General features: G+C 61.5%; 13 protein-coding genes and 1 pseudogene. 8 read left to right on the top strand and 6 right to left on the bottom strand.

All coding sequences use genetic code 11. The features are described from left to right. Positions 1 to 216: 216 nt before the first annotated feature. A protein-coding gene (locus AC0NID_RS09490; protein ID WP_474033429.1) for an IS630 family transposase occupies positions 217 to 1160 on the bottom strand; the annotation gives its coding sequence in 2 pieces (ribosomal slippage) (positions 217 to 824 and positions 824 to 1160; 945 coding nt in all). Positions 1161 to 1522: 362 nt separating this feature from the next. Between AC0NID_RS09490 and AC0NID_RS09485 the strand changes: the two genes are divergently transcribed. After that, the gene (locus AC0NID_RS09485; protein WP_473458755.1) at positions 1523 to 1714 is read left to right on the top strand and encodes a hypothetical protein; all 192 of its coding nucleotides are present in this window, start codon (positions 1523 to 1525) and stop codon (positions 1712 to 1714) included. 63 nt (positions 1715 to 1777) lie between these two features. Here AC0NID_RS09485 and AC0NID_RS09480 read toward each other — a convergent pair whose 3' ends face one another. Beyond that, positions 1778 to 3292: a winged helix-turn-helix domain-containing tetratricopeptide repeat protein gene (locus AC0NID_RS09480; RefSeq protein ID WP_473458757.1), complete on the bottom strand. Its 1515-nt coding sequence runs from the start codon at positions 3290 to 3292 to the stop codon at positions 1778 to 1780. A 168-nt stretch (positions 3293 to 3460) separates the two neighbouring features. On the opposite strand from AC0NID_RS09480, the gene AC0NID_RS09475 reads away from it, so the two are divergent. Beyond that, complete coding sequence (locus AC0NID_RS09475) at positions 3461 to 3679, top strand: hypothetical protein (RefSeq protein WP_473458759.1); 219 nt, start codon at positions 3461 to 3463, stop codon at positions 3677 to 3679. A 45-nt stretch (positions 3680 to 3724) separates the two neighbouring features. Here the strand turns inward: AC0NID_RS09475 and AC0NID_RS09470 are convergent, their stop codons facing one another. The 4 genes from AC0NID_RS09470 to AC0NID_RS09455 all read right to left on the bottom strand — a co-directional run bounded on the left by AC0NID_RS09470 (position 3725) and on the right by AC0NID_RS09455 (position 5806). Continuing rightward, the gene (locus AC0NID_RS09470; protein WP_473458761.1) at positions 3725 to 4210 is read right to left on the bottom strand and encodes an SRPBCC family protein; all 486 of its coding nucleotides are present in this window, start codon (positions 4208 to 4210) and stop codon (positions 3725 to 3727) included. Then, positions 4207 to 4461, bottom strand: coding sequence for an ArsR/SmtB family transcription factor (locus tag AC0NID_RS09465; RefSeq protein WP_474033471.1), 255 nt, complete (start codon positions 4459 to 4461; stop codon positions 4207 to 4209). Before AC0NID_RS09465 ends, AC0NID_RS09470 begins: the two co-directional genes overlap by 4 nt. A gap of 253 nt (positions 4462 to 4714) precedes the next feature. Continuing rightward, positions 4715 to 4993, bottom strand: coding sequence for a rhodanese-like domain-containing protein (locus AC0NID_RS09460; RefSeq protein ID WP_474033470.1), 279 nt, complete (start codon positions 4991 to 4993; stop codon positions 4715 to 4717). Between the two features lie 150 nt (positions 4994 to 5143). After that, complete coding sequence (locus AC0NID_RS09455; protein WP_473458829.1) at positions 5144 to 5806, bottom strand: ArsR/SmtB family transcription factor; 663 nt, start codon at positions 5804 to 5806, stop codon at positions 5144 to 5146. 149 nt (positions 5807 to 5955) lie between these two features. Here AC0NID_RS09455 and AC0NID_RS09450 point away from each other — a divergent pair, with 149 nt between their 5' ends. The 6 genes and pseudogenes from AC0NID_RS09450 to AC0NID_RS09425 all read left to right on the top strand — a co-directional run bounded on the left by AC0NID_RS09450 (position 5956) and on the right by AC0NID_RS09425 (position 11223). Then, positions 5956 to 7149 carry an MFS transporter gene (locus AC0NID_RS09450; RefSeq protein ID WP_473458765.1) on the top strand — a complete coding sequence of 398 codons (1194 nt, stop codon included), beginning with the start codon at positions 5956 to 5958 and terminating at the stop codon, positions 7147 to 7149. Between the two features lie 37 nt (positions 7150 to 7186). Continuing rightward, positions 7187 to 7693: an MBL fold metallo-hydrolase gene (locus tag AC0NID_RS09445; RefSeq protein ID WP_473458767.1), complete on the top strand. Its 507-nt coding sequence runs from the start codon at positions 7187 to 7189 to the stop codon at positions 7691 to 7693. After that, on the top strand, positions 7656 to 7904 hold the full coding sequence (locus AC0NID_RS09440) for a hypothetical protein (protein WP_473458769.1): 249 nt from the start codon (positions 7656 to 7658) through the stop codon (positions 7902 to 7904). The genes AC0NID_RS09445 and AC0NID_RS09440 overlap by 38 nt, the downstream gene beginning before the upstream one ends. Continuing rightward, positions 7901 to 9148, top strand: a pseudogene (locus AC0NID_RS09435) (MFS transporter). Before AC0NID_RS09440 ends, AC0NID_RS09435 begins: the two are co-directional and overlap by 4 nt. After that, positions 9124 to 10314: a helix-turn-helix domain-containing protein gene (locus AC0NID_RS09430; protein WP_473522344.1), complete on the top strand. Its 1191-nt coding sequence runs from the start codon at positions 9124 to 9126 to the stop codon at positions 10312 to 10314. Before AC0NID_RS09435 ends, AC0NID_RS09430 begins: the two are co-directional and overlap by 25 nt. Before the next feature lie 93 nt (positions 10315 to 10407). Further along, positions 10408 to 11223 (top strand): sterol desaturase family protein, encoded by an 816-nt coding sequence (locus tag AC0NID_RS09425; RefSeq protein ID WP_473458771.1) that lies wholly within the window; start codon positions 10408 to 10410, stop codon positions 11221 to 11223. The last annotated feature ends 1 nt before the right edge of the window (position 11224 follow it).

The raw sequence follows: 11224 nt of genomic DNA, 5'->3' as shown, positions 1-11224 counted from the left end.
CATCCATCATGGGACCAATCGACAATTGTTATGCTTTGACAAGTTGTCTGTTCTATCCGTGCTACCAAGACGTTAGACAACCGTACCTTATTGTTTTTAAATGATTTTTTCTCAAAGCAAATTCCTAATCTGTAGGTCACAGGTTCGATTCCTGTCGGGATCACCAAACTTTTCAATCAGTTAGGTGACATACCGCCATACTAGAGCGGGATGAGATTACCTCCAGTCATATCCTGAGTTTGCGAAATAATTTGAGCACTCGACAGGTGTGACGCGGTTGAGAATCTGGCCGATGGCGTCGCAAACCGTTTCGACGGTCCGTTTTGCGGCCTTTCGCAGCCAGTGCTTGAGCTTGGCGAAGAGCTGTTCGATCGGATTGAGGTCGGGCGAGTATTTCGGCAGGAAGAAGAGCCTCGCGCCGGCGTTTCGGATCGCGCGGCGCACGGCCTTGCCTTTGTGACTGCCGAGATTGTCCAAGACGACGATGTCGCCCGGACGAAGGGTCGGCGAGAGAACCTTCTCGACATAGAGGAGGAACCTCTCGCCGTTGATCGGCCCGTCGATGAGCCAAGGCGCGTCGACGCGATCCTGGCGTAGCGCTGCCAGGAAGGTCATTGTCTTCCAGTGGCCATTGGGAACTTTGGCCTTGATCCGCTGTCCGACCGGCGCCCAGCCCCTGAGCGGGGCCATGTTGGTCTTGGTCCAGGTCTCGTCGATGAACACCAGGCGGGCGGGGTCGATCCGGCCCTGATACTGAACCCACTGCGCCCGCCGGCGCGCCACATCGGGACGGTCCTGCTCGGCGGCGATCAGCGTCTTTTTTTATGCGACAGCCCCTCGGCGTGCACGAACTCCCACACCGAACGATAGTCGACCTTCAGGCCGCGCTCGCCAAGTTCGGCGACAAGCCCGCGCAAGGTGAAGGCCTTATCCCGGCAACGCTCGACCAGCCAGTCGCGCCACGCCCCCGATATCTTCTTCGGCTTATAGCCGCCGACCTGGCGGGGCTTGACGCTGCCGGTCTCCTCGAAAAGCTTCAGCCACTCGATCGCCGCGCTGTAGCTGACCCCAAGGCGAGCCGCCGCCGCACGCCGCGACATGCCCTCCTGCTTGACCGCTGCCACAACCCGTTCGCGAAGGTCCATCGAATATGATGCCATCCATGCTGGCCTCCTTCCCAGCATCGATGTTGAATCAGATCATTACTGATTTGGGAATCCTACGACTCCTACAAATCCCATCCCGCTCTAAATGAGAAATAGTATGGCAATTAGTATGGCAAACCTTGGCGAAAGTTGTCGGGCACCGTTGGCTAAGAATGACGGTACCTGTAAGGCGGTGACAGGCCATTGCCGGAACTGCCTGCCGGTCGCTTGTTGAGCATCCCCTCCGGTAAAAGGGCCGCCTTGTAGGCTGAGGCGAACGTCAGAAGTCGTAGGGATGAGCCGCTGGCACCCGTCACTGCTGCCGCGCGCCGCAGCGTGTTAGGAACCATTCAAAAGGTCATGACGAGAATTCCGCCTTGCCCGCCGTTCCTGCCCGCATCCTGCCGACGATCGTCATCTCGCAGTTCGCCGCGACATCGCTGTGGTTCGCCGGCAATGCGGTGATGCCCGACCTGCAGCGCAGCGCCGGCCTGCCGGCGTCCGCCGTCGGCGACATCACGATCGCCGTGCAGCTCGGCTTCATCGCCGGCACGCCGGTCTTCGCCTGACTCGATGGGCGGACGTCGCTGCGTTTATGCTCGAACACCTCGCCGTCAGGCCCACATGTGTGCCTACCGCTCATCCCGCTCCGGCAGGCCGGCCATGCGGAGATTCTTGCGAAAATGCCGAAGGTAAGCGGCATCACCATAGGGCGCGAGCTTCGGATCGGTCCATTTTTCCAGCGTGGCGCCGGGATCGAGCTCGAGCGCGCGTTTCACCGATTTCTGAGCCTCCTGCTGGTTCCCGGCGGCAGCGAAGCTGGCGGCCTGATAGACGCGCATGATGGCGCCATCGAGTGTCCGCAGGCTGGCGAAGGTGGCGATCGCCTTGTCATAGTGGCGGGCATCGAAATAGATCATGCCTAACTGAGAGGTGTACCACTCAAAATGATACGGGTTGAGGCGCATCGCCTTCCGCGCGTACTCGATACCTTCTTCGGCCTTGCCCGCATAGCTCAGGCAAAATCCGTAGTCGGTTGTCACATCGGCGTCGTTGGGATTGCAGTCGAGAGCCTTGCGGAAGGCCTCAAGCGCCAGGCCATGATTCAAGGTATACAGATGGTAGTTGGCGAAGGCCCAATGGGACCACGAATCGCTGTCGTCGCAGGCAATTGCTTTCACGGCCCATTGGCGGGCCAGTTCCATGGAGGCGTCAAAGTCGTCGGCCCAGCCAAGGCAGGCATCGGTAGCATGGGTCAAGGACATCTTGCTATAGGCCTTGGCAAGTCCCGGATCGCATTCGATTGCCTTCGTCAGATGCTCTCTTGCGAGGATCTCGTCCTCCTTGGTGAAGCGGCAGACATCGATGGCGCGTAAGAGATGGTCCAATGCGGCGAAGCTTTCAGGTCCGGCGGACATGCTCCGGTTGCGCCAGGCCTTGCCGAGCCTGCCGCCATAGCCGGATGCCAGCGTGCCGATGATCGTCCCGGTGATTTCGTCCTGGACCGAGAAGATATCTGTCAGTTGCCGGTCATAGGTCTCGGTCCAAAGCTGCCGGCTCTCGGCTCCGTCGACAAGTTGGACCGAGACGCGGATGCGATCCCCAGTTTTCTGAACACTTCCCTCGAGAATGTAGCGAACCGAAAGTTCACGCGCGGCCTCAGCCGATGTCACCGGCCGGTTCCGGTAGGCCAGGGTCGAAAACCGATCGATGACGAACAATTCGTGAAAACGCCCGAGGCTGGCGATGATGTTGAGCGCCAGTCCTTCGCAGAAAATATCCTGCGCCGCATCGCCGCTCAAATTGGCGAAGGGAAGGACGGCGATAGACGGTTTGGTCGGCGGCGAAGCCTCAATTATAACAGGCGCGGCCGATGACGCTGCGACTGGCCTCGGTCCCGCATATTTGTAGCCCCGGCCGTGCACCGTCATGATCATGCCGGCATCGAGCGCCTTGCGCAGCGCCGAGATGTGGACCTGCAGCGTGTTCTCCTCCACCACCAGGCCGGGCCAGGCCGCGTCGAAGAATTGAGCCTTGCCGATCACCTCGTCCGGCCTCTCCAGCAATATGGCGAGGATGTCGAAGGAACGCGCCGAAAGTTCCACTGGTCCTTTCGGCCCCAGCAGCAGCCGTTCGGCCCGTTTCAAACGATAGTTCCCAAACTCCAAATCCATTGGCCAAGAACCCATTCCTCGCGGGCAGGATAATCCAATACGACCCTGAACGCGAACTTCAGGACTGTTCAGGACTCTTCAGGTCCGGGCCAAGGACCTGAATGGGAAGCGGTGTCATCCTCATCTTGACAGGAGGACGCCATGACCGACATCTCCACCAAAGCCCCCATCACCATCCGCCGCTTCAGCCTGCCACGGCTAAGCTTTCCGAGGCTCGAAATCGGCGCATCGCTTGCCGCCATTTCCGGTTTGGTGGGCGATGCACTCAGCATGGCCTACGTTGCCCCCTACACCAGTCTCCGTCGCCGGCCGCAGGTCGTCCCGGGCGATGATCTCGAAGGTCGGGACCCCACCTGGTGAGTTGAACGGCATCGGTCAAATCTTCGCGTTCGCCATATGTGGCCGTCAGGCCCGACGGCCGAACAGGTCGGCGTACCGCTGCAGGTAGAGCGGCCAGCCTTGATCGGCGGCAACACCATCTCGCACGCCTTCCCAACCATCGCCATGGCGCTCCAGCCTCCGGTGCTCAATCTCGACGCGGGTCCGGTGCGCCGTTTCGGCGGTGAACCGCACCTCCCACTCACTGGTCTTGTGCGGGTCAGTCTCCAGCTGCCATCGAGGGCTGATGTCCCAGCTCAAGAGCAACCGGTTGGGGGGCTCGTAGGCCAAGACGCGTGCCCAGCGGCACTCGCTGCCGTCGCTGCCACGATCATAGATGTGGCCGCCGACCCGAGTCTCGAAGACGGTTTCGGCGATCGGCACGGCGAGCAGATTGTGCTCGCGGGGTTTGAAACTCCCGAAGTCCTCGGTGAAAACCTTGAATGCGCGCTCGATCGGCGCCTCGACCACGATGGAGTGTCTGACGGTCGCTTCTGCTGCATGGACGTTCATTGCCAATCCTCCGGCTTTTGCTCAACGGCCGTCTTGTAGGCCTCCAGCGTCTTGCTCCAAAACCGGTCGAGTTCCGCGCGCAGGGCCGCCAGCCCATCGGGATCGACCTGGTAGATGCGATGTTTGCCTGCCCGTGTGTCGCCCACGAGCCCGGCGTCCTTGAGTACTTTCAGATGCTGCGAGACCGCCGAGCGAGTAACCGGCAGGGTACGAGCTAGTTCGCCAACCGAGCACGGATGCTCGACCAGCATTTCGAAGATCGTGCGCCTAGTCTTGTCGCCGAGCGCGGTCCAGCTGTTCACGTTAGTCACCACTAACGCGTTAGCATGGACTGTTGCGTTGTGTCAACCTTGCCGCTACGCGAAAAGGCCTGATCAGGATTGCCGATCCGTACGGCCGAAACGTCGGTTGACAGGTCCGAAACGGCACCCACCGCCGGCGAGAGTGACTTTGAGCCCGGCCAACGGAAGAGAGCGTCCAACGTCGCCCAAGACTAAAACATCGTTAGGTCTCAAGTAGGAGGCGCAGCTCTGGCTTCCAAAACGGAGTGACTGGTAGCCCGCGCAGAAGCCAGTTCTCCATTCCACCGTCCACGTCGGCCGCGTTCTTAAGACCAAGGCGAACGAGGTTCGCTGCCGCAAGACCCGACTGAAACCCTTGATTGCAGAGAACGATTATCCGCTGCTCGTAATCGTTCGCCTTGACCATGGGGTGCCGCCATTCAGCACTTGGATCGCAACGCCACTCGAATTCGTTGCGGTTGATGACCGCTGCGTTCGGAATGTCGCCATCGCGTGCTCTTTGCTCAAGACACCGGATGTCAACGAGCAGTGCTCCTTGAATGCGTCGTCGGGCGAGAGCCGACCAAGCATAGCCCGAGCTTCATTTAGCATTTCATCAACAGTCATCTTCACCCCCCGAGGTCGCAAGGCATCACGGCAGCTCGACTGGGAGGCCGGCCGCTCTCCATTCCGGCAGTCCATCTTCCACGCGCCGCGCCCGAAAGCCGCGTTTGCGCAGTACCGCGACGGCTTCGAACGACAGCACGCACCAGGGGCCTCGGCAGTAGGCAACGATTTCTCGATCCGCATCGAACGCTGACAGGCGACCCTCAAGCTCACCGAGTGGCACGTTGATCGCGCCGGGCAGATGTCCGAGCGCAAACTCATCGCGCGGTCGGACGTCGATGACAGTAACGAGCCCGTCGTTCATGCGCGCAGCCAGTTCTTCCCGCGACACGGGCTCCATATCGTCGCGTCGGTCAAAATAGCCCCTCACGATGCGTTCGACCTCGGCCGAATGCCGCTCGGCAACGCAACGGACGGCGGCGAAGGCTGCAAGCACGCTTTCATCCGCGAGTTGGTAGTTGACGAACTTGCCGTCCCGCTCTGACGTCACCAGTCGGGCGCGGCGCATCGCCTGGAGATGCTGCGAAACGTTCGCCACCGGAAGCCCAAGCTTCCTGGCCAAGGCTTCCACGCTGCGTGGACCCTGCGCGAGTTGCTCGATCAGTTCCAGCCTTTGCGGGTTGCCCAGGGCCTTCGCCACGGCGGCGAACTGCTCGTAAAGCGCCTTCTTGGGATTGCGGATTGACATCCAGGTGCTGACCACGTTAGTTCATTCAACATAGTTATTGAATGACAGTTATCATACAGCCTTTAGGGAGACAAGTCCGTGGTCGTGAAGGTCCTTCTGCCCCTCAACAGCCATAGCTCTGAAGGCTCCCGAAAGGCGTTGGTGCTGTGATGCTGCGCGCCTCCATGCACAGGCAGGTGTTCTTGCTCGCGAGCGCGCAGGCTCTGTTCCAGACCGTTTCGGTGCTGGTCATGACCGTTGGCGGGTTGGCGGGAGGGATGATCGCGTCGCGCCCGGAACTGGCGACCATGCCGATTGCCTCGATGTTTCTCGGAACGGCGGTCACCACTTTCCCCGCCTCGATGTGGATGGCGAAGGTCGGCCGTCGGGCGGGCTTCGTCCTCGGTGCGTTACTAGGCGTGGCCGGTGGTCTGATCGCCGCGACGGGCATCTGGATCGGCTCCCTCGCGCTCCTCGCTGCTGGCACGTTTTTCGTCGGAGCCTACCAGGCCTTCGCGCAATTCTATCGTTTCGCGGCGGGCGAGGTCGCCGACGACACGTTCCGTCCGCGTGCGATCTCCCTCGTCCTCGCCGGAGGCATCGTCGCAGCCTTGGCAGGCCCGATGGTCGGTCGGATCGGAGCGCCTCTGCTCGATACTGAATATGCCGGCTCCTTTCTTCTGCTTGCCCTCGTCTCCCTGCTTGGTGCTGGCGTGCTGCTCGGACTGCGCGTTCCAGCGTCAAAGGAGGAGATAGGCAACGCGACGTCCGGTCGGCCTTGGTTCGCCATAGTCTCCCAGCCCGCCTACTTGGTCGCCCTTTTCGGCGCCGCGACGGGCTATGGAGTCATGATCCTGGCGATGACGGCAACACCGCTGGCGATGGTGCATCACCACCACGATCTCTCGACCGCGGCAACCGTTATCCAACTCCATGTGCTAGGCATGTTTCTCCCATCCTTCTTCACCGGATCACTCATCGCCCGCTTCGGCGTCCTGCGCGTCATGCTGACGGGAGTTCTCCTCCTTGCGGGACACGTGGTGACCACTCTCAGTGGAGTAGGTTTTGGCTCTTTCGCGGGCGCGCTTGTCCTGCTCGGCGTGGGCTGGAATTTCCTCTACGTCGGCGGCACGACCTTGCTGACCGGCACATATACCTCCGCAGAGCGGGGCCGCGCGCAGGCGACCAACGACATGACCATCTTCTCTGTCGGCCTTGCTTGCTCGTTTAGCGCCGCGGTGTTCCTGCAAAGCTTCGGCTGGCAATTGCTCAACGTGCTTTTGCTGCCGTGGCTGGGGCTCGCCGCTGCTTCGCTGGTGTGGCTGGGCTACTCGCGGCGCGCGCGGCTCAAGCCGGCCGAGTGATCGGAATTCCAGTTTTTCCATCGTCCGGAGAACCGTCATGATCCTGAGGCAATTTCTTCATTTCGATCCCGTCGCTGCGTCCTATCTGTTCGGCTGCGGCGGTAGGGCCGCGGCCGCCGTCGTCGACCCGATCTTTCCAATCGAGCCCTATCTCGACGCGGCAAGCGCGACCGGCATGCGCATCCTCTATGTGATCGATACGCACGTTCATGCAGACCATGTGTCCGCCGGACGTACACTGGCCGAGGCGGCCGGTGCCGAGTATGTGCTTTTCGAAGGCGCGGCTGCCGATTTTCCGTTCCATGCAGTCAAGTGTCCTGGAACTCGGCAACGTCACCGCAACGGTCGTGCATACGCCCGGCCACACGCCGGAACACATATCGCTGCTCGTGACCGACCGCACCCGCGCGGCCGAGCCGTGGTTCGTGCTGACGGGCCACACGCTGATGGTAGGCGACCTCGGACGCACCGAACTCGCCTCCAGTGCGGAAGACGGAGCACGCGCCTTGTTTTCCAGCGTGCGGCGGCTGAAGGAATTGCCTGACCATGTCGAAGTGCTGCCCGGCGCGTTTTCTGGATCCGTCTGCGGCAGATCGCTCAGTGGCAAGCCCACCTCGACCATCGGCTTCGAACGACGTTTCAACAAAGCCTTTCGCATCGAGGACGAGGCCGCGTTCGTCGCCACGATGACAGCGGACATTCCGCCGCCTCCTGAGGCGGCACGCACACGCGCCCTCAACGCCGGTGCGGCATGACATCGGTCGCGGCGCCTGCCGTAAGCCTCGGCTTCAAAGCAAACTGGCGGCAGTTCGCGCTTCTGGTGCTTATCAATGCCTTCGTCGGCGGCATGGTCGGAATCGAGCGCACCGTCGTGCCGCGATCGGCTCAGAGGAATTCGGGATTGCTTCGACCACCCTGGTCGTCTCCTTCATTGTCAGCTTCGGGGTGGTGAAGGCGCTGGCCAACCTCGTCTCCGGACAACTCGCCGACAATTGGGGCCGCGACCGCGTGCTTGTCCTCGGCTGGCTGTTCGGCCTGCCGGTGCCCTTCATGATCATGTGGGCCCCGGACTGGAACTGGGTCATCGCCGCCAACGCGCTGCTTGGGATCAGCCAGGGCTTCGCCTGGTCGATGACGGTCATCATGAAGGTCGATCTCGTCGGCCCGAAGGGGCGCGGCCTCGCCGTAGGGCTCAACGAATTCGCGGGTTACCTCGCGGTCGGGATCACCGCCTTCCTCACCGGCTATCTCGCCAGTCGTTACGGTCTGCGACCAATCCCCATCTACCTCGGCGTCGGCTACGCGGTGCTGGGCACGGTGCTCTCGATCCTGCTCGTGCGCGACACGCGCGATCATGTGCGTGCGGAACTGGCGAACCATCCGCGCGAGGCCTCACCCCTTTCCTTCCGCGAGGTTTTTGCGTTGACCTCCTTTCGTGATCGCAACCTCTTCGCCGCTTCGCAGGCCGGGTTGGTCAACAACCTCAATGACGGCATGAGCTGGGGCGTCTTTCCACTCTTCTTCGCCGCCGGCGGGCTTGGTGTGGAGCGCATCGGCATTCTGAAGGCCGTTTATCCCGTCACCTGGGGCGTGCTGCAGGTCGTGACGGGACCGCTCAGCGACCGCTGGGGCCGCAAGGGCCTGATCGTCGCCGGCATGTGGGTTCAGGCGGCGGCGCTCTTTCTCACCGCGCTAACCGCCAATTTCGGCTGGTGGCTGGTGGCGAGCCTCATGTTCGGGGCTTGGCACCGCGATGGTCTATCCGAGCCTGATCGCCGCTGTTTCGGATGCGTCGCACCCATCATGGCGCGCCCGCTCGCTCAGCGTATATCGCTTCTGGCGCGATCTCGGCTATGCGATCGGCGCGCTGTCGGCGGGACTGATCGCCGACTTCTTCGGCCTGGCTTGGGCGATTGCCTCGATCGCCGCCCTCACTTTCCTGTCCGGTACCGTGGTCGCTTTCATGATGCGCGAATGTCATGCCGGAAAGACCGGCTGAACGTCGCCTCGGATGCGTATTCGCCTCCTAATAGCTCGCGGCTTACTCGCACTTCCCAATTTCCGACTTCGTTGCCTTGCGGACCGAAACTGCGCTTACTAGGCAACATGACTGGGATGGCCACATTCGACTTGATGTTGCGGGGCGGCGCGATCGCCCTCAACCTGCTCTTGGCGACCCAGTTCCTCCGCGCGAGGCCGATTGGCGTCGGAACGCTGAGCGGCTGCCTGCTAACGTTGGGCGTCGCCAGCTACACGCTGCTCTCCGCGCCCGCCATGCCGCAAGGGCTGGGCACTATCCGTCTCATTCCATTGTTGTTGGCCGTGCTTAATCCGGCGTTCCTCTGGTGGTTCGCAATGGCGCTCTTCCGCGACGATTTTGTTTGGAAGCCTGTGCATGCACTGCCTGCAGCGCTTCTTCTCGGGGCGCTGCTGCTCGGCGTCTTGGGCGGCCCCAAGCTTGAGGACGCCCGGACAGTTCTGCATCAAACGATACTTCTGGCATTGCTGGCGCACGTGGTTTGGATGGCCATCCAGGACCTGCGCAACGACCTTGTCGATTCACGTCGTCGCTTCCGCATAGCACTTGCCATCGTGCTGCCGATCGCGGCTGCCTTCGTCGCGGCGGGCGAGATCTACGCGATGTTCGCGCCACTTCCCGGTTGGACGACACCAGCGCAGGCCGCAATGCTGTTCGCGATCTCGTTTGTCTTCACCGCATGGTTGGCGCCGCTGCGCATGGACCTGTTCGAGGCGCCCGCTCAGCGTGGCATCATCGACGTGACTGATCTTTCCACCGCCGAGCGCATCGAACTCGAGCGTCTGAAGCGCGCCGTTGCGGAAGGCGTCTTGCTCGAGCCTGATCTTTCGCTCGGCCGACTGGCTGGCCGCCTCGGTGTGCCCGAACACCGGCTGCGCAGGCTGATCAATGTCGGCCTCGGTTTTCGGAGCTTTTCCGCTTTCGTCAACGAACATCGCGTCGATGAGGCGCGGCGGCGTCTTGCCGACCCGAACCGCGTGCGAGAGCAGATCGTGTCGATCGCCTTTGGCGTGGGCTATGCGTCGCTCGCACCGTTCAATCGGGCATTTCGCGACCGCACCGGAACGACGCCGACGCAATTTCGCAGGGACGCGCTTGGCAGGCTCGTCGATTCCGAAAATCTCTGATCGAAATCGGTATTTTGCTATCGATTTCTTGCGGCGCGGAGCGGCCATGAGCGCGCCTCGGTAGTCCCGGCCATCCAACGGGAGACTACCGTCATGTGCGAAACATTGTTCGCCTCGCCGCTTTTTCAGTTCGCCGCTGGCGTCTATCCTCTCATCCTTCAGGGTGACCTCTACCGTTACCTGCTCGGCGCCGGCGGGACGTTTCTCGTGATCAACGTCCTCCTTTCGGCGCGCCTTGCGTCACGCAAGATTCGCGACGAGACGCCGGATGCGCGGCAGATCCTCCGCGAGATCCTGGCATCTCTCAGAACCGTTCTGGTCTTCTCACTCGTAGGGCTCACGATCGCTATTCTGGCCAGCCTTGGCCTGCTGCCCGTCTATGAAGACCCGGCGCAGTATGGGTTGACCTATTTCGTCATCAACGTCGTCGTATTAATCGTCGCGCACGATGCGTGGTTCTACTGGACCCATTGGATCATGCATCGCCCAAAATTGTTCCGGTGGTTCCATCGCTTGCATCACCGGTCGTACAATCCAACACCTTGGACCGCATATGCCTTCGACGTCAGCGAAGCATTCGTCAACGCGATCTACCTGTTGATCATGATGGCGATCATGCCGACCAGCGTGCTCGCTGCCTTCATCTTCACCGCGCACATGATGCTGCGCAATGCAATCGGGCATTGCGGCTACGAGATCTTTCCGGCGACGGCCGACGGTCGCCCGCTGTTCGACTGGATCACCACCGTCACGCATCACGACCTGCACCATGCCCGGCCGCGCACCAATTTCGGACTGTATTTCACGTGGTGGGACAAGGTCATGAGAACCGAGGATCCGACCTACTACGACGCGTTCAGGCGGGCAGTAAGCCAGTGTGCATTGCGCGCCCGGCGTGCGGCGAACTGAC

The organism is Mesorhizobium sp. WSM4821 (assembly GCF_055901555.1).
The sequence above is the reverse complement of the archived record's forward strand: the minus strand, read 5'-3'. Positions and strand labels throughout refer to the sequence as shown.